The following is a 20,716-nucleotide window of genomic DNA, read 5'->3' as shown; positions in this document are numbered from 1 at the left end:
TATTCCTGCGACTTAACCTCATAGAGACGTGTGGATCACCTCCCTGACCCTTGGATAAATCTGCTGGTTCCACTTCCGTCCGCTGAACACGCCGTAATGCCCCACACCCGCCTGCAGGTGGTGGGACTTCATATAGGGCCTGATGTTGCTGCACAGGTCTTGCGCCGCCACCGTCTGGCCAACGGCGCAGATGTCGTCCCGCTCACCCTCCACCGTCAGCAGGGCCGTTCGCCTGATGGCCTTCAGGTTGACCTTGCGCTCATGCCAGGTGAGCTCGCCGCGTGGCAAATCGTAGGTCTGAAAAACCTTTGACACCGTCTGCAGGTAAAAAGCTGCAGGCAGGTCATTGACAGCCAGGTATTCGTCGTAAAAGGTGCGAATGATCTGCGCCTTTTCAAAGTCGCCATCGCGCACGTGCTGGTACAGATCCTGGAATGATTTTTTGTGGCGCTCCAGGTTCATGCTCAAAAAGGCCGTGAGCTGCAGAAAGCCCGGGTAAACGAGGCGCATCATGCCCTTGTGCGGCCAGGGCACGGGGTGTACCAGGTTTTTTTCAAACCACTCTATCGGTTTGCTGTTGGCCAGCTCGTTCACGCCGGTGGGGTTGATGCGGCAATCCACCGGCCCGGCCATCAGGGTCAGGCTGGCCGGCTGGGCCGGGTTGTCGTCTTCAGCCATGATGGCCGTTGCCGCAAGCGCTGCCACGCAGGGCTGGCACACCGCCACCATGTGGCTGCCGGGGCCAAGCACTTCGAGAAATTTGATCAGGTAATCGGTGTAGTTGTCGAGCTCGAACTCGCCTTCGGACAGCGGCACGTCACGCGCGTTGTGCCAGTCGGTGATGTAAACATCATGGTCGGCCAGCAGCGTGCGGGCTGTTTCACGCAACAGGGTCGCAAAGTGGCCTGACAGCGGCGCCACCAGCAGCACTTTGGGGCCGGGGCTGACCATGGCTTTTTTGAAGTGCAGCAGCGTGCCGAAGGGCAGCTCGCAGATCTTGTGTTCGGTAATCGCCACACTCTGGCCGGCCACTTCGACGAAAGGCAGGTTGTAGGCGGGCCGTGCATGTGTCAGCCGCAAGCGCGCCAGCACTTCAAGGGCCGCAGACAGCTTGCTGCTGGACTGTGAGACGCCAGACATCAGTGACGGGGCAGAGGGCAACACCGACTTGCCTGCGCCTATGAGCAGGCTGGCCTGCTCGGCAAACATCCGCATGGGGGAGGTCAGGTCAGTCTGCAACTGGTAGGCTTGATAAAGCATGCTGCTTTCTTGATGGTTGCAACGGTAGGTGTACACAGCAATTTATGGGCCATCGCGGGGCCTGGATGGCCTGAGCCGGACATTCTTGGCACAGGGCTTGCACTGCAAAAGGGCACAGAAGCATTTTTGGTGAGTTGCGGCTTTTTCGCAGCTCCTGATATTTTTGCGAAAGACACCCCATGGCAGACGCAGTCCTTACCGTGAGCAGCAAAAACTATGGCGCCTGGTCGCTGCGTGGCTGGTTGCTGGTGAAGTTTTCAGGCCTGGAGTTCACCGAGAAGGTGCTGCCGCCAGACGACGCCGACATGCGCGCCGAGATCCTGCTGCTGTCGTCTTCCATATTGGTGCCCAGCCTTTTGCATAACGGCATCAAGGTGTGGGACACCCTGGCCATTGGCGAATACCTCAATGAAATCAAGCCCAAAGCCGGCTTGTTGCCGACAGATGTCGCCGCGCGGGCGCATTGCCGGGCCATTTGCGGCGAGATGCATTCGGGCTTCAGTTCCATGCGGTCCTCGATGCCGCTGAATATCAAGGCGATGTTCCCCAAGTTCAAAACCTGGTCGCGTGCGGATGCCGACGTCAAACGCATCGTCGAGATCTGGACGGACTGCCTCAAGCGCTACGGCGGCCCTTTCCTCTTCGGCAAAAAGCCCTGCATGGCCGATGCGATGTACGCGCCCGTCGTCAGCCGCTTCCGCACCTACGACATCCCGCTCGACAAGGTCTGCGTCGCCTACGCCACAGCCATCTGGAAGCTGCCGGCCATGCAGGAGTGGATTGCTGCGGCTCAGGCCGAAGCAGACGACTTCGACGAGTTAGATGCGGAGTTCTAGCCCCCACGGTTGCTCACTTCGTGTAGCGCCCTGCCCCCCGAGGGGGCCGCTGCTCCTGCGGCCCGGCAGAGCCGGTTCCGCGGACCCCGCTTGCGAAGTCATCGCTTCGATGAGTGCCGGAAGCGCCGGGCAGATTTAGAAATTCCCTGAGTGTCATCCCGGACTTGATCCGGGATCCATCCCCGCGTTCGAGTCAGCGAGGGCTATTTCCAGGGGGCTGGTGTGGGCACGTCGCAAACCGGCTCCACATCCACACTCTTGAAATCCGCAGGTGAAACAATTTCCAGGTATTCCATGTCCGGCGAATAGTCGAACAGGTAGTGTCTGATGCCCGGACGCTGGTGCACGCAGTCGCCGGCCGATACCAGGGTTTCCTTGTCCTCGTACATGAACTTCGCCCAGCCCTTGATCATGATCACGATCTGGAAATCTGCCTCATGACGGTGCCATCCCGTGCCTTTTTCTGGTGCCATATTGGCCTTGACCAGATGAGCGATGACTTTTCCGTGCGTGGCTTCGGCAATGCCGAGGTCACGATAAAGAAAAAAATCACGCAGGCCATCGGTCCTGTATTGCGTGTCGCCCGGTTTGACGTGTGAGAACAGGGTGGAGGTTTTATCGAGCATGGGAACTCCTTAAAGGCAGTGCACCAGAAAATGGTGCGCTGCAACAAGCAGGAATTGTTCCAGTCTAAAGATGTAACCTGGCAATAAAAATATTGAACTGTCGTTTCTGTACAGTTGCGCCGTTGGTTTAATACTTATGGCGGTTTGCAAGAGGATTGAATGACAAAGATAACAGGGTGGCGTGCCGGCACAGACACGGGTAACACCGGCGTTGATGCCTTCATTGAGCGGATACGTGAAAAGTCGATTGATGCATATGGGCGACCAGACGTCCCGCAGTTGGTTCAACTTGCAGCAGAAATCTTGTCCGTTCAGGAAAAAACATCAAAACGTGATGCCTTAGACAAGTTGATTTTTCGGGCTGGTTCTTTTGAGACGTTGTGTACTCAGCTATCGGAAGAAAACCGGAAAAAATCGAAAAAAAAAGCCAAGGCCGCGAAAGAAAAAGCAGAGCTAAACAAAAAGCCTAAAACTGCCACTGGTCAGTTCCAGCGTGCGGTTGACGTATCGAAGAAGTTCAAGCGTATTTCTGTCGTCTTGGGTGGTGCTCCAGGCTTGGGGAAAAAAGCGTAATTCTTTCATTTAGAAGTCAGGTTCTGAGCCGAGGCTTGGAGTACTCAGCTTTATTCGTGATGAGTTGGATTTGATATTCACCCAGATGCCATCGTGCTGTGCATCTCATAGCTCTGGGATAATCACCCCATGAGCGGAAACACCTTCGGAACCCTATTCGCAGTCACCAACTTCGGTGAATCCCACGGCCCGGCCATTGGCTGTGTGATTGACGGCTGCCCGCCGGGCATGGATCTCAGCGAGGCCGACATCCAGGGCGACCTGGACCGCCGCCGCCCTGGCACCAGCCGGCATGTCACCCAGCGCAACGAGGCCGATGCGGTCGAGATTCTCTCCGGCGTGTACCAGGGCAAGACCACCGGCACGCCCATCTGCCTCCTGATCCGCAACACCGACCAGCGCAGCAAGGACTACGGCAACATTCTCGAGACCTTCCGCCCAGGCCATGCCGACTACACCTACCTGCACAAGTTCGGCCTGCGTGACCCGCGCGGCGGCGGCCGCTCGTCGGCGCGCCTGACTGCGCCCACAGTGGCAGCAGGCGCTGTCGCCAAAAAGTGGCTGGCTGAAAAATACGGCACCAGCTTTCGCGGCTGCATGACGCAGGTCGGTGATGTGGTGATTCCCTTTGAGTCATGGGACCATGTGCCCAACAACCCGTTTTTTGCACCCGTTGCCGACGTCTCAAAGCTCGAAACCTATATGGACGAGCTGCGCAAGGCCGGGGACTCCTGCGGCGCACGCATTCGCGTCACGGCTTCAGGCGTGCCTGTAGGGCTGGGCGAGCCGCTGTACGACAAGCTCGATGCCGACATCGCCTTTGCCATGATGGGCCTCAACGCGGTCAAGGGTGTCGAAATCGGCGCCGGTTTTGCCAGCGTCACGCAGCGCGGCACCACGCATGGTGATGGCCTGACGCCTCACGGTTTCGAGTCAAACAATGCCGGTGGGGTTTTGGGCGGCATCAGCACCGGGCAGGACCTTGAGGTGTCGATTGCCATCAAGCCGACCAGCTCCATCATCACGCCGCGCCAGTCCATAGACACCAGCGGCAACCCTGCCGAGGTGGTGACCAAAGGCCGTCATGACCCCTGCGTGGGCATACGCGCAACCCCGATTGCCGAGGCCCTGCTGGCGCTGGTCGTGATGGAGCATGCCCTTCGCCAGCGCGCACAGAATGCCGACGTGCGGGTCTCCACGCCCGACATCACGCGCGCCTGAGTTTTCCGGCAGGCGCCCATCCCTTCAGGGTTCGGGTGGTGCACCGCGAAACGGGTTGAACCCCGTGATCAGCGTCATTGCGGCCAGCACCAGAATGCAGCCTGGCAACATGCTGAGTGTGATTTTTTCACCCAGGAAGATGGCGCCCCATGTCACGCCAAACAGCGGGATCATGAAGGCCGCAGATGTGGCGGCACTGGCTGAAATCTCGCGCATCAGCCGCATCGACATCCAGTACATGAAGCCGGAGGTGACGGTGCCTATCATCAGCACCGCCAGCATGGCCGGCACCGTGAAGTGGGCCGATGGCGCAGCCGCACCCGCACCTGCAGGCACGAGCAGGATGAGCGCCGCAGCCACGTGCACGGTGGCCGATGCGGGCAGGGGCTCATGGGTCCGGGTGGCGCGTTTCATCAGGATGGCGCCAAACCCATAGCTGGCGGCCGCAGCCACGCATGCCAGGGCCGCCATGACGACCAGCGGTGTCACGGTGACCGGCCCCAGTTGCACCAGCAGGGCCACGCCGACAAAGCCGAGAAGGCAGCCGAACAGGCGGAGACCCGTGAGTTTTTCTTCCTTCACTGCAGCTGCGGCCAGTACGCCGAACAGCGGGGAGGTGGCATTGAGCACGGCCGAGTAGCCTGACGGGATGGCCAGCGCCGCCCAGTTGAACAGCACAAACGGAATCACCACCGTGAGCAGGCTGACCACCGCCAGGCGCGGCCAGGTCGGGCGCGCCGGCCAGCGTTCACGCAGGGCAAACATCAGCAGGGCCAGCACGATGGCGGCCAGTATGCAGCGCCCGCCGGCCACCACCCACGGGCCCAGCGCCGGGCTGGCAATACGAAGCAGGGGGAAGGAGGCGCCCCAAAGGGCGGAAAGGGCGATGAGCTGTGCGAAGTGACGGGTTTTCATGGGCAATGCGGGGTGAGTGGGCATTGTCTTTGAAGTGGGGATTCGCTGCAGTGTCGCTACCTGCAAGACCATGCAGTGACATGAAGCAGCATCAATGCTATTAATTTAGTAGCTGCTCACGTGCGTATTAATTGGGCTGGAGGCATATTTGACCCTCCAAAAAGCCACTTTTTGGCATTCTGGCAGGCCCTGAAGGCCTTTCCCGGCAGTCATCGGACCCAAAATGTAAAGTCGACTTTACATCTTGATGCCTGGCGGCTGGCCGGGCTCAGATCAGGTTGCGCATCGCCTGCGCGGTCTCACTCAGCACTGGCAGCACGCGGGCCGCGGCGTCTTCACTGGATTCATGACCCATGGGCATGGTCACGCTGAGGGCACCCACCACATCACCGTGCCTGTCGCGCAGCGGTACCGCAATGCCGCGGTGCTTGAGTTCAAGCTGCTGCTCCGACACCGCCCAACCCTGGGCACGCACGCGCGCCAGTTCGACCCGCATGCGGTCCTTGCTGGCAATGGTGTATGAGGTGTATGACTTCAGTTCGCGTGTGGCCAGCCAGTTCTCCTGCCATTCGAGCGGGCGCATCGACAGCAGCAACATGCCGGCGGCCGTTACCTGGGCCTGCACGCGGGCGCCCAGCACGTAGCCGATGTTGAGTGCGCGGCTGGTGCCGTTGCGCGCCACGTAAACGATGTCGTCCCCGTCCATCACGCAGACATAGGCGCTTTCCTGCGTGCCTGCCGTCACGCGCTGCAAAAACGGCTGAACGATGCGCGGCAGGCGTGCTGACTCCAGGTAGGACTGGCCCAGCCGCAAGACGCGCGGCGTGAGCCAGAAAAGCTTGCCGTCTCCGCCCACATAACCCAGGTGCTGCAGGGTCAGCAGGTAGCGCCGTGCGGCGGTGCGGCTCAGCCCGCAGCGCGCGCCGGCCTGGCTGGCCGTCATGCGCGAGTTCGCATCGTCAAAACACTCCATCATGGCCAGGCCTTTTTCAAGGCCGGCAATCCAGTCGCGCTTTTCAAGCGGCGGTGCGGCGTTGGAGAGGGCTGCAGCAGGGGCGTGGGCAGTTGAATTCATGGTCGGCTCTGGCTGGGGCAGGAAATCACGGCGCTTGGGTCTAACCCTTGTTTCGTGCGTTTGTCGCACATTATTGTCCGTTAATCGCGCAAACGGGGAATTCCCCGGCGTCTTTGGCGTCTCTTTTAACTACAGTGCAAACAGTCCAAACCGAACAGCAAAGCCCGTCGAGGTGCAAGCGGTGCCGGTTCTTGTGGATTGATTTTTAAACCAGAGGAGACAAACATGAACAAGCGTTTTGCACTGAAACTCATCGCCACCTGCGCAATCGCTGCCAGCGCCACCAGCGGTTTTGCACAGGACGTCATCAAGATTGCCAACATCGTTGAACTGTCGGGCGCTGGTGCCACGGCAGGCACCAACTTCAAGAACGGTGTCGAACTGGCCGTGCAGGAAATCAACGCCGCAGGCGGCATCCTGGGCAAGAAGATACAGACCACCACTGCAGATACACAAAGCAACCCCGGCGTGGCCAAGGGCCTGACCCAGAAGGCGATTGACGACAACGTGTTCGCCATCTTCGGCCCGGTGTTCTCCGGCTCCATCATGGTCAGCATGGCCGAGTCGCGCCGCGCCGAGGTGCCCAACTTCACCGGCGGTGAAGCGGCCAGCATCACAGAGCAGGGCAACCCCTACGTCTTCCGCACCAGCTTCACGCAGTCCACCGCCATGCCTAAAGTCGCGCGCTACATCACCGATGTCGCCAGGCTCAAGAGCATTGCCGTCATTTATGTGAACAACGACTTCGGCAAGGGCGGCCTGGACGCGATCAAGAAGGCATTGGCCAATTCCCAGACCAAAGTGATCTCTGAAATCTCCACGGAGTCCGGCCAGATCGACTTCTCTGCCGCCGTGCTGCGCGCCAAGCAGGCCAACCCTGACGGCATCTTTGCCTATTCGAACGAAGACGAGTCCGCACGCCTGCTGCGTGAACTGAAAAAGCAGGGCTGGACCAAACCCGTGATCGGTGAAACCACGCTCACCGGCCAGAAGGTGATCGACCTGGCGGGTGACTCTGCCAATGGCGCCATCGCTCACGTCGGCCTGACGGTGGACGCACCGATTCCTGTCGTGCGTGCCTTCAAGGCCAAGTTTGAGCAGGCCTACAAGTACACCTCTGACCACAACGGCATGAAGGGCTACTCCGGCATTTATGTGCTGAAGGCCGCCATCGAAAAGGCCGGCAAGCTGGACCGCAAGGCGGTGGCTGTGGCGATGAAGGGCCTGAAGGTCAACACCGACAAATACCCGGGCGCGCTGATGTACACCGAGTTCGACAACAAGGGCGACCTGGACCGCATGAGCTTCATCGTGCAGGTGAAAAACGGCAAGCAGGAAGTCATAGACATGGTGCCGCCGCTCAATGCCGCTACCCGCGACGTGAAACCGGCAGCCGCTTCTGCAGCAGCTGTCAAACCGGCAGCCGCACCAGCCGCAGCGAAGAAGTGAACTGAGGGCAGGGCTGGCCACGTGGCCGGCCTGCGCTGACGCTGTGGCATCAGAATGGACATCCCATGACAGACTTTCTCCAACTCTTTTTCTCGGGCCTGGCCACCGGCAGCATTTATGCGCTGGCCGCCCTGGGTTTTACCTTGCTGTGGCAGGCCTCGGGCACCATCAACTTTGCCCAGGGTGAATTTGTCATGCTGCCGGCCTTCATGATGCTGGCCTTTATTTCTTTCGGCGCGCCCATGCTGGTCAGCTTTGTGCTGACTGCCATCCTCGCCGTCGTGGTACTGGGCTGGCTCTTCAAGCGCGGCGTGGTGGACCCGCTCATGCGCTACGGCATGATGCCCATCGTCGTGGCCACCATTGGCCTGTCGATCGCCATGCGCAACGGCGTGCGCGCCGGCTACAGCGCAGAGGCACACCCGTTTGCCAGCATCTTCCCCGACAAAATCTTCAACATTGCCGGCGTCACCATCACCATGCAGGACGTCGGCACATTTGTGCTGGCCATGATCATCGTCATGGGCACGCAGGCCTTTCTCGCCAAAACCGTGACCGGCCGGGCCATGCAGGCGGTGGCGCAAAACACCGAAAGCGCTTCAGTGCTGGGCATCAACGTGCCGCGCATGGTGTTCTACACATTTGCCATCAATGCCGTGCTGGCGGTTGCCGCCGCATTGCTGGTCACGCCAACCTATCTCGCCAAATTCGACATGGGTGAAGGGCTGGGCAACAAGGCATTTTTTGCCGCCATCATTGGCGGCTTCAACAACTCGCGCGGTGCGTTGCTGGGCGGGCTGATTGTGGGGGTGTGCGAGAACCTTGCCGCCGCCTACATCTCGCCTGCCTATAAAGACGCCGTCGCACTGATTATTTTCATGATCGTCATTCTCTTCAAGCCCCAGGGCCTGCTGGGTAAAAAAGAGGAGCGCAAGGTATGAACACGCTGCTCAACCACAAGTGGGCCACGGTCTTCAGTGTTCTGGCCGCACTGCTGGTGCTGGTCGCGCCGCAGTTCATGAAGAACTACGGCATCTACCTGCTCAGCTACTGGCTGGTCTTCATCATCGCCACCATGGGGCTCAACCTCACCATCGGTTATGCAGGGCAAAAATCACTGGGCCACGCTGCCTTTTTCGGCATAGGCGCCTACACGGTGGCCATACTCATGAAGGCTGGTGTCAGCTTCTGGCTGGGCCTGCCTGCTGCTGCCTTCATCTGCTTTGTGGTCGGCCTCATTCTGGGCTTTCCCGCACTGCGCGTACAGGCGATTTACCTGGCATTCGCCACGCTCGGCTTCAACACCGCCATCTGGCTGGTGATGCGCAATGAAGAGTGGCTTACGGGCGGCACCTTTGGCATCAACAACATCGCGCGGCCCTCGCTCTTCGGTTATTCGCTGGAAGGCAACCTACGCTATTACTACTTTGTGCTGGCCGTTGCGCTGGTCATGGCCGGCCTGCTCTGGGGCCTGCTGCGTTCGCCCTGGGGCAAGGCCTTCAAGGCGCTGCGCGACAACCCGATTCGTGCCGAAAGCCTGGGTGTGGACATCCGCAACTACACGCTGCTGAGCTTTGCGATTGGCGCTGCATACGCCGGCGTGGCGGGTGCGCTGTTTGCATCGCTGGTGCAGTTCATCGAACCCGCGCCCTTCACCGTTGCTGCATCCATCATGATGTACCTGATGGTGGTGGTTGGCGGTGCCGGTTACTTCCTCGGCCCCATCATCGGCGCAGCAGTTGGTGTCGTGCTGCCCGAGTGGCTGCGTGATGTGCCTTATGTCTCCAACTGGTACCTGCCCATGTTCGGCGCTGCCGTGGTGCTGCTGATGGTGTGGCTGCCCGACGGCCTGCTCAGCATTCCTGACCGCCTGCGGGAAAAGCGTGATGCGCGTGCCGCATCGGCTGCACGTTCTGCCGCCGCCAGCCGCATCGGAGCCGCATCATGAGCAACGCACTCCTTAAAGTTACCGAGCTGAAAAAAGCCTATGGCGCCATTCAGGCCGTGGGCGGTGTGTCGTTCGAGGTCATGCCCGGCGAAATCTTCGGGGTCATTGGCCCCAACGGTTCAGGCAAGACCACCATGTTCAACAGCGTGCTCGGGCAGATCAGCCCCGATGCGGGCTCTATTGAGTTGAACGGCAAAAACATCACGGGTCTTTCGCCGCTGGCGCTCAGCCGCCGTGGTGTGGGCCGCACCTTCCAGACGCTGCAGGTCTTCGGCAAGATGACGGTGCGCGACAACCTCATTGTGGCTGCGCAGGAGCACAAGGGCACGATGTTCAGCCGCATGTTTGCGCCTGGCGATTCAGGTCTGGGCGAGAAGGCCGATGCGCTGATAGACCAGTTCCGCATCCGTCATGTGGCCGACAAGGCCGCCGGCACGCTGAGCTACGGCCAGCAAAAGCTGGTGGACATCGCCATGGCCTTCATGGCCGAGCCTGACCTGGTGCTGCTCGATGAGCCCTGTGCCGGTGTCAACCCCAGCCTGGTGGGCGGCATCTCGACGCTGCTCAAGGACCTCAACCGCAACCCCAAGTTCGGCAAGAAGGCTTCGTTTGTGGTGATCGAGCACAACATGGATTTTGTGATGGACCTGTGCCACCGCATCATGGTGATGGTCGAGGGCAGGGTGCTGGCCATAGGCACCCCCGCCGAGATCCGTGGCAACAAGCAGGTACTCGATGCCTATTTGGGAAATTGACATGACAAACGACACGAACGACATTTGCATTGAGTTCGACGACGTTGTCGCGGGCTATAAGGACTTCATGATCCTGAACAACCTGTCCTTCAAGGTCAGGCGCGGTTCCATCACCCTGCTGCTCGGGCCCAACGGCGCGGGCAAGTCGACGGTGCTCAAGACCCTGTTCGGCCTGCTCAAGCCGCGCCAGGGCCGGGTGCTGCTCGATGGTGAAGACATCTCGGGCTACACACAGAAAGCCTTGCTTGCCAAGGGCATCGCCTTTGTGCCCCAGGGCCGCAACCTGTTCGGTCAACTCACGGTGTTCCAGAACCTTGAGCTGGGCGGCATCACGCTGGGTACCAAAACCACGCATGAACGCATCCCTGAAGTGCTGGAGCTGTTCCCCCGCGTGAAGGAGCGCCTGCATTCACAGGCCTCTGCGCTGTCGGGTGGCGAGCAGAAACAGCTTGAAGTCGGCCGCGCGCTGCTGCTGCGCCCCAAGGTGCTGCTGATTGACGAGCCCTCCATAGGCCTGTCGCCCATGGTGGTGCAGGATGTGTTCAAACTGCTGCAGAAACTGGCATCACAGGGCACGACCGTGCTTATGGTCGAGCAGAACGTCAAGAGCGCGCTGAAGATCTCCGACGATGCAATTGCGCTGGAGTCGGGCCAGATGGTGCTGCACAAAAAGGCATCGGAATTGCTGGCGGACCCCAACATCGAACGCCTGTTTCTGGGTGGTGGCCATGTGCCTGGCGCGAAAGTCGCCGAGCCTGCAGGCCAGCCTGTTTGATCCCTACCGGAGAATTTTCATGAGCACCACCAGCAAGCCCGCAGCCGACCGCGAAGCCATCCTCGATGCATCCAACCCGCTGGGGCTGGACGGCATAGAGTTCATTGAATACACGACGGCCAAGCCGCAGGCGCTGGGCCAGGTGCTGGAGATGATGGGTTTCAGGCCGGTCGCGCGTCATCGCTCGCGTGAAGTCATGCTGTATCGCCAGGGCAGCCTCAACATCATCGTCAACGCGCATGTGCCGGTGTTGCCCAATGGCGCTGCGCCCCAGGACAAGCCCGAGATCGCTGCCGTTGCCTTGCGTGTGCGTGATGCGGCGGCAGCCTATGGCCGCGCGCTTGAGCGTGGCGCCTGGGCCGTGCCGCCGCGTGTAGAGGTGATGGAGCTCAACATTCCCGCCATCCACGGCGTAGGTACCAGCCGGCTTTATTTTGTAGACCGCTACGACAAGTTTTCGATCTACGACGTCGACTTTGTACCCATCCCGACAGTGGACCAGCACCCGCCAGCGGTGGCGGGCCTGCATTTTTTCGGCGTCGTGCAATACATAGGTACAGACCGCAGCGACGACTGGACAGAGTTTTACCGCGAGCTCTTCGGCTTTACAGAGCTGCCAGCCGAGCAGCGTTTTGGCGTGCTGCCCAAGGGCCGCATCCTCAGCAGCCCGGGCCCCGCGCCCTCACGCTTTTACATCCAGCTGATAGAACCCGAAGCCAGCGTGCTGGAGGTGGAGGGTGACGAAAGCCTGCACCGCATCGGTCTGGGCACCGGCGACGTGCTGGCGACTGTGGCCGAGCTGCGCAAGCGTGGCGTCGAGTTTGTCGAATCAAAAGGCGTGCACAGCGAAGACCGTGGCGCTTTAACCAAAACCTGGCTGGGCAGCGTGAGTTTTGAGCTGGTCCACGACGACCGCCGTGGCTGACCGCAGGACACCGTCATGAGCCACTACAGCGGAAACATAGACGACTTCGGGATGGACACCATCTCGCTGGCCGGGCCCCTCGAGGCCAAACTCAAGGCCGTGCGTGATGCCGGCTTCACGCAGATCATGCTCTCGGCGCGCGACATCGTCGGCCACCCGGACGGGCTGGACGCCGCAGTTGCAGCCGTGCGTAGCAGCGGCCTGCGGGTCACCGGCTTTCAGGTGTTGCGCGACTTCGAGGGCCTGAGCGGCCACCTGCATGACTACAAGATGGACATCGCCAAGTCCATGCTGGAGATGTGCCACGCCCTCGGCTGCAAACTGTTGCTGATCTGCTCGTCCACATCGACACACGCCACCAGCGACAGCAAGGCTTTGGTGCGCGACCTGCGCAAGCTCGCCATGCTGGCCATTCCCATGAACATCAAAATCGCCTATGAGGCGCTGTCATGGGGCCGCACGGTCAATGAATTTCCGCAGGCCTGGGACCTGATCTGCGAGGCAGACATGCCCAACCTCGGGCTGGGCTTTGACTCCTTCCACATGTTCGCGACCAATACCTCGCTGGACGAACTTGAAATACTCGACCCTTCAAAAGTATTCCTCGTGCAGCTGGCCGATTTCATGTGGACAGAGATCAAGTCTGTTGAAGAACGCATTGCCACAGCGCGGCACTTCCGTGTTTTCCCCGGAGAAGGTGTGCACAGCGAGGCGCTGGCTTCACTGGTCGCACGGTTGCATGCGCTGGGCTATCGTGGTGATTACAGTTTTGAAGTCTTCAACGACGACTACCAGCAGATGCCGTTGCCCACCGTGGCGCAGCGCGCATGGCGTTCGGCGCTGTGGCTGGGTGAAGACGTGCTGCGCCGCTCGGTTCCGCTTCCGAACCAGATTCGTTTGAAACGCTGATTCTTCATGAGCAGCATCTTCGAAGGATTTCTTTCCACGCCTGAAGTGCTCGAGCTCTTCAGCGAGCGCCAGATTGTCGACGCCATGCTGCGCTTTGAGGCATCGCTCGCGCGCGCGCAGGCCAGCGTTGGCCTGATACCCGAGGCGGCGGCGCAGTCCATCATCGGCACCTGCAAGGTCGAGTTGTTTGACGTGACAAAGATCGTTCGCGAGAGTGCTCGTGCCGGCAGCGTGGCGATACCGCTGGTCAAAAGCCTGACCGAGACCGTGGGCCTGTTCAACAAGGACGCCGCGAAGTTTGTGCACTTCGGCACCACCAGTCAGGACGTGCTCGACACCGCCATGGCGCTGGTCACGCGTGATGCGCTTGACATGATTGAGACGGATGTGCGCAAGACCATTGCCTGCCTGCTGGCGCTCGCGGAACGCCATGCCGGCGACGCGGTGCTGGCGCGCACCTTCATGCAGCCCGCATCGGTGACCAGCTTTGGCCTCAAATGCGTGAACTGGACCGCGCCGCTGGTGCGAAGCCTGCAACGCCTGCAGGTGGCCGGCGCCAACGCGCTCAGCGTGCAACTGGGCGGTGCTGTCGGCACACTGGCGCAAATGAAAAAGGGCAATAAAAAACTGGGCCCGCAGGTCATGGCGCTGATGGCCGCCGACCTTGGGCTGCGTGCAGCGCCGTTTTCATGGCACACCCAGCGCGATGAATGGGTGGCGCTGGGCTGTGAAATGGCGCTGCTCACCGGCAGCCTGGGCAAGATGGCCAAAGACATTTCGCTGATGGTGCAGTTCGAAGCCGGTGAGCTGGCCGAGCCGCTGGAGCCCGGCCGCGGCGGCGCATCGGTCATGCCGCACAAACGCAATCCTGTGTCGTGCATGGTGGCGCTGGCGGCAAGCGTGCGCGTGCCGCAACGCGTGGCAGCCCTGCTCGCAGCCATGCCGCAGGAGCATGAGCGCGCACTGGGCAACCTGCAGGCAGAACTCGCTGAATGGCCGGGGCTTTTGATGTCGGTGCATGGGTCTGCGCGCGCCATGTCGCAGGCACTGGCGGGTTTGCAGGTGGACACGCAGCGCATGCAGGCCAACATTGATGCCGTGCGTGGCGAGCTGCCTGCAGACGTGGCTGACGAATGGTTTAACCCGGCACTGGCGCAGCATGCGGCCACCCTGGCACGCTCGCAGCTTGCAGTGCTGACGCAGGCCCTGGCCGGGCTGAATACACCCGGCAAGCCTGCGCGGACCCTCGCGCCGAGCTGATTTTTGCCGCGGGGCGGCCCGCGCACCATACCGTTGATACAGGAAACCCATGACACAGCCACGTGTTGCCAACATCGCCGTTGCCGGTGCCGGCGTGATTGGCCGCCGCCATATCGAACTGATTGAAGCCAGCCCGCGCACCCGGCTTTGCGCTGTGGTTGACCCGTCGCCCGCCTCTAAAGCGTTTGCCACAGACAAGGGCGTGCCGCATGTCGACAGCCTCGAAGCGCTGTTCGCCAAAGGAAGCAGCAAGCCTGACGGTGTCATCCTCGCCACGCCCAACCACCTGCATGTGGCGGGCGCACTGATCTGTGCGGAACACGGCGTGCCCGCCCTCATTGAAAAGCCCGTGGCCGACTCGCTGGCTGCGGGGCGGCAGCTTGTCGATGCGCTGGCCAGAAAGCCTGTACCCATGCTGGTCGGCCACCACCGCCGCCACAGCAGTACCCTGCAACTGGCCAGGCGCACTATTGAGTCCGGCCAGCTCGGGCGTGTGGTCACGGTCATGGGCAGCGCGCAGTTCTACAAGCCCGACAGCTATTTCCAGCAGGGCGCCTGGCGCACCCAGGCAGGTGGCGGGCCCATCCTCATCAACCTGATCCACGAGATGGACAACCTGCGTTACCTCTGCGGTGAAATCGAATCTGTACACGCCATCGCATCGAGCGCAGTGCGCAACTTCGCGGTTGAAGACACCGCCGTGATGACGCTGAAGTTCACCAGCGGCGCGCTGGGCACGTTCACTCTGTCAGACACCGTGGCCTCGCCGCGCAGCTGGGAGCAGACCTCCGGCGAGAACGCCGCCTACCCGCGCTACCCGACCGAAGACTGCTATTTCATCGCCGGTACACAGGGCTCGCTCGCCGTGCCGACCATGCGCACCTGGACCTATGCTGATACGGGCAAAGAGCCGGGCTGGTGGACGCCTTTTACCGAGCAGACCTTGGCACTCGATGCGGTAGACCCGCTGGCGGCGCAGCTCGACCATTTCTGCGATTTGATAGCCGGCAAGGCAGAACCGATAATCACTGTGTCCGATGCCCTGCAAAGCCTGCTGACGGTTGAAGCCATCCGCCGGTCGATTGCCACCGGTAGCGCCGTTGCGCTGCAGGACATGCTGTGAAGCCTTCTTCAACACCTCTGCCGAAAGTCCAGAATGAAAACCGTGCTCGTCCTCAATGGCCCCAACCTCAACCTGCTTGGCACGCGTGAGCCTGCCGTTTACGGCTCGCAGACGCTGGCCGATGTCGAGGCGCTGTCTGCTGCTGCCTGCGAGGCGCACGGCCTGAAGCTCGATTTTCGCCAGAGCAACCATGAAGGCGTGATGATCGACGCCATCCAGGAAGCCGGCCGCGCGCAGGCCGCAGGCACGCTGATCGGTGTGGTGCTCAATGCCGGCGCCTACACGCACACCAGCGTGGCGCTGCATGATGCCATCAAGGGTTCTGGCGTGACGCTGATCGAGCTGCACATCAGCAACGTGCACGCACGCGAAGCCTTTCGCCATCACTCGTATATCTCGCCGGTGGCCAGGGCTGTCATGGCCGGGTTCGGCGTCAAGGGTTATGCGCTGGCAATTGGCGCATTGGTCGAGATCACAAAGCCCGCCTGAGTCGGGCGCACAAGGGGTTGATGCATGACCACGCCTCCGAAATTCCCGGTCGATGAGCGCGAGGTTGAGTTCAGCGCCATCCGCGCGCAGGGCGCCGGTGGTCAAAACGTCAACAAGGTGTCCAGCGCGATTCACCTGCGTTTTGACATCAACACCTCTTCGCTGCCCGATGCGGTCAAGGCACGCCTGCTTGCGCTCAATGACAGCCGCATCACCCAGGAAGGCGTGTTTGTGCTCAAGGCCCAGCAGCACCGCACGCAGGAGATGAACCGCAGCGACGCGATGGACCGCCTGCAGGAAGTCATAGACAGCGTGTCGTCACCGCCCAAAATGCGCCGGCCGACCAAACCGTCCTATGGGTCAAAGCTCCGCCGGCTGGAGGGCAAGAGCCAGCGCGGGGCCATCAAGAGCCTGCGCGGCAAGGTTGACGAATAGAAGCCGGAGCGGGGCATGGGGTGCGGCGCACCTCCGCCATGACAAGTGGGGCATCGTGCCATGCGGCATTTGACCCACGTCAAGGTGCAGACGCTGCAGGCATGCAACGATGAGGCATCCTGACCTTCAAGACCCACCATCATGGCTAAAAGCCTGCCTGCCCGCAAAATCCTGCTCATCGATGCGCACCCCGACCCCGACGCGGGGCACCTGACACAGACGCTGGTTGAGGCCTACGCTGCCGGGGCCATGCAGGGCGGCCATGAGGTGAGGCGCGTGCGCCTGGCCACCCTTGATTTCCCGCTGCTGCGCAGCGGGCACACCTGGCACCACGACCCCCTGCCTGCGGTGCTGCAACCAGCGCAGGACGACATTGCAAAATGGGCGCAGCACATTGTTTTTTTCTTTCCGCTGTGGCTGGGCGACATGCCCGCCTTGCTCAAGGGCTTTCTTGAGCAGGTGGCCCGTCCCGGCTTCGCGTTTGGCCCGGAGGGTGGCAACCCCATGGGGCGCAAGGGCTTGACCGGACGCTCGGCGCGCGTTGTGGTCACCATGGGCATGCCTGCGCTGGTCTACCGCTGGTACTTCAGGGCGCACAGTGTGCGCTCGCTGGAGCGCAACATCCTGGGTTTTGTCGGCATGTCGCCCGTGGATGAAACTCTGATAGGCTCGGTTGAAAGTCTGGGCGCCGAGGGGGTTAACAGGTGGTGCGCCAGGTTGCGCAGCCTGGGCGAAGACGGCCGCTGACAGACTGCTCCACAAGCTACCCACAAAGGGTCAAATCTCATGCCTCACAAGCTGCAACGCCTGCATCGAAAGCGGTTCATCACCCGGCGCGGGCTGCTTTATTCACTTGTTTTGTGTCTGCTCATACTGGGTATGGGTGGTGTCGGCTTCTGGATAGTGGAGCCACGCGCGCTGAGCCTGTCCGACGGCCTGTGGCTGGCATTCACCACGGCTGCCACTGTCGGCTACGGCGATATCGTGCCCAGCACGCATGCTTCGCGCGCCTTTGCGGTGGTGGTGGTGCTGCTGGGGCTGGCGGTACTGTCACTTGTGACCGCATCAGTGGCCGCCATGTTTGTTGAAACCGAAGAACGCCAGATCGAACGCGACCTGATGCATGCGATAGGCGCGTTGCGTGATGAAGTCACGGCCCTGCATGCCGAGCTGCGCGCCATGCGTGATGGCGGCGCGCCCGGTTTGCCTGTTGCGGCTGCCGGGGACAGCAGGCGTTCAGCGCAGGTTTGACTGCACCCAGCGCACGATATCTGCTGCGCCCATCGCCCCGGCCTGCCGGGCGACTTCCTTGCCGTTTTTAAAAAGCGCCAGCGTCGGAATGCTGCGTATGTTGTAGCGGGCGCCCAGGTTGGGCACAGCCTCAGTGTCGACCTTGGCCACGCGAATGTTGGGCTCAAGCTGCGCGGCGGCCTGTTCATAAGCGGGGGCCATCTGCCGGCACGGGCCGCACCACGGCGCCCAGAAGTCCACCAACACAGGTATGTGGTTGCGCGTGATGTGCTTGTCAAAACCCGCTTCGTCCAGCGCGGTGGAATGCGCCACAAACAGCTCTTTTTTGCAGCTGCCGCAGGTGGGCGCGCTGCCGAGTTGCTCCACGCGGACGCGGTTGGTGGTGTGGCAGTGTGGGCAGACGATGTGCAGGGCTTCAGTCATTCAAAACATCTGGAGGCTGGCGGCGGCGTTTCAAGTTGTGTCGTGGTCAATCAAAACCAGATGTTAAGTTGCAGCTTAACAATTTGCCCAAATGTTAATACGGAACTTAACATTTGGGCGCCTGGAGTCGTTTTGCGTGCTCAAAACACAAAAAAAGACATCAAAAAAGGCCAATTTAGGCGCCAAAAATGGCTGCAGACCAATAAACACGCACGTGAGCCGCTATGAAGTTTGTAGCAAATTACATCTGCCGGAGCGCTTCAGGCCTATATCATTCCTTGTTCATGGTGATCTTGCCCTCACGCACATAGTCGTCAAACTGCGTGCGCGGTATGGCGGTCACGCCGGGTATGCCTGCGGCGGCCTCCCAGCTCAGGGTGGCGCTGTCCGGCGCCAGATCGACTTCCACGCGCCCTTCGGGAATCTCAATCGGGGCGCCGTCGCCGGGCCGGTAGGTGACCAGGCCTTTGATGGTGGCAAATTGGGACATGCTTGTTCTCCTGAATATTGGCAATGTCCCAATCTATCCCGCACAGCGATCTGGCGGTGTGGGACTTGACCGCAAATTCACGCCATGGCTTGCGGGGTCGTTTGTCCTACGGCATCTCTGGTCAAAAGGACAGGCCTCGCAAGGTTTGCCGAATTTAAAGTCGCTGCATCCCAACTTTTTCAAAAGGCGTTTTCCATGTCCATCATTGCCACCATCTTCATCGGTCTCATCGTCGGCCTGATCGCACGTTTTGTGAAACCCGGTGACGACAAGCTCGGCTGGATCATGACGATCATCCTGGGCATCGCGGGCGCCCTGCTGGCTGGTTTTGCGGGTCGTGCCATGGGCTGGTATCAGCCTGGCGAAACTGCAGGTTTCATTGCTTCTGTAGTCGGCGCCGTCGTGCTGCTGGCGATTTACGCCGTGGCCACGCGCAGGGGGTGACCGCTCGTTGTGCGCGGGTTCAGGCGGGCACAGCGGGTACAAAGAGGGCAGGGTCCACCATGGTGCGGTTCAGCATCACGCCCCAGTGCAGGTGCGGGCCCGTCACCCGGCCTGTGGCGCCCACGACGCCCAGGCGCTCGCCGGCCCTGAGCATGTCGCCCGGCCTCACGTCTATGGCACTGAGGTGGCAGTAAAGGGTCAGCAGCCCGCCGCCGTGGTCCAGCCACACGGTGTTGCCGTTGAAGAAGTAATCCCCCGTATCAATCACCTTGCCGTCCAGCGGCGCGCGTATGGGCGTGCCGGTGGCTGCGGCGATGTCCATGCCGCTGTGCGGGTTGCGTGACTGCCCGTTGAACACCCGGCGCAGGCCGAACGAGCCTGAACGCCTTCCCGGCACAGGCACACGCATCTGCAGGCTGGTGTTATTTTCAGCAGGCGGTGCGCTGAAGGTGGCGATCACCTGCTCCTGCTGAATCTTTTCACGCTCGTAGCGCGCTAGGTCTTGCGGCGACAAATCCACCTGGCCGGGCGCTACCTTGAGTTGCTGCTCCCGATAGCGTTTGGCTGTAATGGTGTAAGCAAGCTGGCGTTCACCCGCAGCCGTCCGCACCGTGATGTGTGCCTGGCCGGGCACTGCCGCGAGTGGAATACCGACGATGGCTGTCCATTCGATCGCATCGCCTGTCACCAGCAGCGGCACATCGCCTGCGTATGCCACAGGCCGGGTAGCCGATGGCCCGAGCGACAGGCGCGCCACGCCGCCAGGCACCTGCAGGGCGTGCGGCCAGACCTCATTGGGCTCTGCCGCCAGCAGCCGGGATGAAGCAGACGCGGCGAGCAGCCCCAGCACAAGCGTGCGGCGGCTGGTTGATGTGGTGTGGGTAATAGTGGGCAAGGGCGTGACTGGTTGATCAGCCCAAGAGTATCAGCCACCGGGTTCAGAAACAACAACGGGGCATAAACAACAACGGGGCCAGAGGGCCCCGTGTGTCATTCAGGCGAAGGCCTGTTGATCAGGCGGCCTTGCGGCGCTGGCTGAAAGCCGAAGTGCGCTTGCCGGTAGCAGGCGTGGTTTGCAGCTTGCGGGCCAGCGAGGCAGATTTTTCTTCGATTTTGTCAGCCAGCTTTGCCAGCACCACTGCGCCGGGCGCGGTCGCCCTGGCGATGGTGTTCAGCGTGGTCACGCCGGTCTTGACTTCGAACAAGGCGGCGTTGGCGGCAGCGCGTTCAACACCGGCTTCAGCCACCTTGACGATCTGCTTGACGACCTGCTCTGCACCTTCGGCCGTGACGTCCAGGCCTTTGGTGTAGTAGCTCGTGAAGGCAGAGCGTGCGGCTGCTGCGTTCTTTGCGGTTTCAGCCGACAGCTCGGGGCGCGACTGGCGCATCGCGCGGGCCCAGCGCTGGTTGAGCATGTCAACCATCAGTTCACCGCCGGCGCGGTAAGCCTTGATGACGTTGGTGGCGGTTTTGCCCGAGGTGGCGATCAGTTCGGTGGCAACGGTGGAGAGGTTCTTGGCGCTCATGGTCTTCC

General features: G+C 61.2%; 25 protein-coding genes. 17 read left to right on the top strand and 8 right to left on the bottom strand.

All coding sequences use genetic code 11. The annotated features are described in order from the left end of the window. Positions 1 to 18: 18 nt before the first annotated feature. On the bottom strand, positions 19 to 1,260 hold the full coding sequence (phaZ, locus tag HYX42_RS10965; RefSeq protein WP_293402831.1) for a polyhydroxyalkanoate depolymerase: 1,242 nt from the start codon (positions 1,258 to 1,260) through the stop codon (positions 19 to 21). A gap of 179 nt (positions 1,261 to 1,439) precedes the next feature. Here phaZ and HYX42_RS10960 point away from each other — a divergent pair, with 179 nt between their 5' ends. Continuing rightward, positions 1,440 to 2,096, top strand: a complete 657-nt coding sequence (locus HYX42_RS10960) for a glutathione S-transferase (RefSeq protein ID WP_293402829.1) — start codon at positions 1,440 to 1,442, stop codon at positions 2,094 to 2,096. A 203-nt stretch (positions 2,097 to 2,299) separates the two neighbouring features. Here the strand turns inward: HYX42_RS10960 and HYX42_RS10955 are convergent, their stop codons facing one another. After that, complete coding sequence (locus HYX42_RS10955) at positions 2,300 to 2,722, bottom strand: cupin domain-containing protein (protein WP_293402827.1); 423 nt, start codon at positions 2,720 to 2,722, stop codon at positions 2,300 to 2,302. A gap of 159 nt (positions 2,723 to 2,881) precedes the next feature. Here HYX42_RS10955 and HYX42_RS10950 point away from each other — a divergent pair, with 159 nt between their 5' ends. Next, a complete protein-coding gene (locus tag HYX42_RS10950) occupies positions 2,882 to 3,295 on the top strand; it encodes a hypothetical protein (protein ID WP_293402825.1) in 414 nt (137 codons plus the stop codon). 129 nt (positions 3,296 to 3,424) lie between these two features. Continuing rightward, the gene (aroC, locus tag HYX42_RS10945; protein ID WP_293402823.1) at positions 3,425 to 4,516 is read left to right on the top strand and encodes a chorismate synthase; all 1,092 of its coding nucleotides are present in this window, start codon (positions 3,425 to 3,427) and stop codon (positions 4,514 to 4,516) included. A 24-nt stretch (positions 4,517 to 4,540) separates the two neighbouring features. Here the strand turns inward: aroC and HYX42_RS10940 are convergent, their stop codons facing one another. Next, the gene (locus tag HYX42_RS10940) at positions 4,541 to 5,431 is read right to left on the bottom strand and encodes a DMT family transporter (RefSeq protein WP_293402821.1); all 891 of its coding nucleotides are present in this window, start codon (positions 5,429 to 5,431) and stop codon (positions 4,541 to 4,543) included. A 268-nt stretch (positions 5,432 to 5,699) separates the two neighbouring features. Further along, the gene (locus HYX42_RS10935; RefSeq protein ID WP_293402819.1) at positions 5,700 to 6,506 is read right to left on the bottom strand and encodes an IclR family transcriptional regulator C-terminal domain-containing protein; all 807 of its coding nucleotides are present in this window, start codon (positions 6,504 to 6,506) and stop codon (positions 5,700 to 5,702) included. 225 nt (positions 6,507 to 6,731) lie between these two features. On the opposite strand from HYX42_RS10935, the gene HYX42_RS10930 reads away from it, so the two are divergent. From HYX42_RS10930 to HYX42_RS10870, 13 genes are all read left to right on the top strand, one after another. Next, on the top strand, positions 6,732 to 7,955 hold the full coding sequence (locus HYX42_RS10930; protein ID WP_293402817.1) for an ABC transporter substrate-binding protein: 1,224 nt from the start codon (positions 6,732 to 6,734) through the stop codon (positions 7,953 to 7,955). A gap of 65 nt (positions 7,956 to 8,020) precedes the next feature. Further along, the gene (locus HYX42_RS10925) at positions 8,021 to 8,896 is read left to right on the top strand and encodes a branched-chain amino acid ABC transporter permease (protein WP_293402815.1); all 876 of its coding nucleotides are present in this window, start codon (positions 8,021 to 8,023) and stop codon (positions 8,894 to 8,896) included. Continuing rightward, the gene (locus HYX42_RS10920; protein WP_293402813.1) at positions 8,893 to 9,903 is read left to right on the top strand and encodes a branched-chain amino acid ABC transporter permease; all 1,011 of its coding nucleotides are present in this window, start codon (positions 8,893 to 8,895) and stop codon (positions 9,901 to 9,903) included. The genes HYX42_RS10925 and HYX42_RS10920 overlap by 4 nt, the downstream gene beginning before the upstream one ends. Continuing rightward, positions 9,900 to 10,658, top strand: coding sequence for an ABC transporter ATP-binding protein (locus tag HYX42_RS10915; RefSeq protein ID WP_293402811.1), 759 nt, complete (start codon positions 9,900 to 9,902; stop codon positions 10,656 to 10,658). The genes HYX42_RS10920 and HYX42_RS10915 overlap by 4 nt, the downstream gene beginning before the upstream one ends. Position 10,659: 1 nt before the next feature. After that, a complete protein-coding gene (locus tag HYX42_RS10910) occupies positions 10,660 to 11,433 on the top strand; it encodes an ABC transporter ATP-binding protein (RefSeq protein ID WP_293402809.1) in 774 nt (257 codons plus the stop codon). 19 nt (positions 11,434 to 11,452) lie between these two features. Beyond that, complete coding sequence (locus tag HYX42_RS10905) at positions 11,453 to 12,358, top strand: VOC family protein (RefSeq protein WP_293402807.1); 906 nt, start codon at positions 11,453 to 11,455, stop codon at positions 12,356 to 12,358. 15 nt (positions 12,359 to 12,373) lie between these two features. Beyond that, complete coding sequence (locus HYX42_RS10900; RefSeq protein ID WP_293402805.1) at positions 12,374 to 13,267, top strand: sugar phosphate isomerase/epimerase; 894 nt, start codon at positions 12,374 to 12,376, stop codon at positions 13,265 to 13,267. A gap of 6 nt (positions 13,268 to 13,273) precedes the next feature. After that, complete coding sequence (locus HYX42_RS10895) at positions 13,274 to 14,527, top strand: lyase family protein (RefSeq protein WP_293402803.1); 1,254 nt, start codon at positions 13,274 to 13,276, stop codon at positions 14,525 to 14,527. A 49-nt stretch (positions 14,528 to 14,576) separates the two neighbouring features. Further along, a complete protein-coding gene (locus HYX42_RS10890) occupies positions 14,577 to 15,650 on the top strand; it encodes a Gfo/Idh/MocA family oxidoreductase (RefSeq protein WP_293402800.1) in 1,074 nt (357 codons plus the stop codon). 33 nt (positions 15,651 to 15,683) lie between these two features. After that, complete coding sequence (gene aroQ, locus HYX42_RS10885; protein WP_293402799.1) at positions 15,684 to 16,139, top strand: type II 3-dehydroquinate dehydratase; 456 nt, start codon at positions 15,684 to 15,686, stop codon at positions 16,137 to 16,139. A 24-nt stretch (positions 16,140 to 16,163) separates the two neighbouring features. Beyond that, positions 16,164 to 16,574, top strand: a complete 411-nt coding sequence (gene arfB / locus HYX42_RS10880; protein WP_293402797.1) for an alternative ribosome rescue aminoacyl-tRNA hydrolase ArfB — start codon at positions 16,164 to 16,166, stop codon at positions 16,572 to 16,574. A 141-nt stretch (positions 16,575 to 16,715) separates the two neighbouring features. After that, positions 16,716 to 17,321, top strand: coding sequence for an NAD(P)H-dependent oxidoreductase (locus tag HYX42_RS10875; RefSeq protein ID WP_366931149.1), 606 nt, complete (start codon positions 16,716 to 16,718; stop codon positions 17,319 to 17,321). Between the two features lie 39 nt (positions 17,322 to 17,360). Then, entirely contained in the window at positions 17,361 to 17,825 is a 465-nt protein-coding gene (locus tag HYX42_RS10870; RefSeq protein ID WP_293402795.1) for a potassium channel family protein, read from the top strand. Here the strand turns inward: HYX42_RS10870 and trxC are convergent. Together trxC and HYX42_RS10860 are read right to left on the bottom strand one after the other, a co-directional pair. After that, the gene (gene trxC, locus HYX42_RS10865) at positions 17,811 to 18,248 is read right to left on the bottom strand and encodes a thioredoxin TrxC (RefSeq protein WP_293402793.1); all 438 of its coding nucleotides are present in this window, start codon (positions 18,246 to 18,248) and stop codon (positions 17,811 to 17,813) included. The genes HYX42_RS10870 and trxC overlap by 15 nt on opposite strands. A gap of 271 nt (positions 18,249 to 18,519) precedes the next feature. Beyond that, complete coding sequence (locus HYX42_RS10860) at positions 18,520 to 18,738, bottom strand: hypothetical protein (protein ID WP_293402791.1); 219 nt, start codon at positions 18,736 to 18,738, stop codon at positions 18,520 to 18,522. A gap of 195 nt (positions 18,739 to 18,933) precedes the next feature. On the opposite strand from HYX42_RS10860, the gene HYX42_RS10855 reads away from it, so the two are divergent. Further along, positions 18,934 to 19,182, top strand: a complete 249-nt coding sequence (locus HYX42_RS10855; protein WP_293402789.1) for a GlsB/YeaQ/YmgE family stress response membrane protein — start codon at positions 18,934 to 18,936, stop codon at positions 19,180 to 19,182. A gap of 19 nt (positions 19,183 to 19,201) precedes the next feature. Here the strand turns inward: HYX42_RS10855 and HYX42_RS10850 are convergent, their stop codons facing one another. Then, a complete protein-coding gene (locus HYX42_RS10850; protein WP_293403481.1) occupies positions 19,202 to 20,068 on the bottom strand; it encodes a M23 family metallopeptidase in 867 nt (288 codons plus the stop codon). A gap of 127 nt (positions 20,069 to 20,195) precedes the next feature. Further along, positions 20,196 to 20,708 carry a hypothetical protein gene (locus HYX42_RS10845; RefSeq protein ID WP_293402787.1) on the bottom strand — a complete coding sequence of 171 codons (513 nt, stop codon included), beginning with the start codon at positions 20,706 to 20,708 and terminating at the stop codon, positions 20,196 to 20,198. Positions 20,709 to 20,716: the final 8 nt, after the last annotated feature.

The sequence above is a fragment of the Polaromonas sp. genome, from assembly GCF_016185115.1.
Taxonomy (GTDB): Bacteria; Pseudomonadota; Gammaproteobacteria; order Burkholderiales; family Burkholderiaceae_C; genus Polaromonas.
This window is presented reverse-complemented; position numbering and strand designations above follow the sequence as displayed.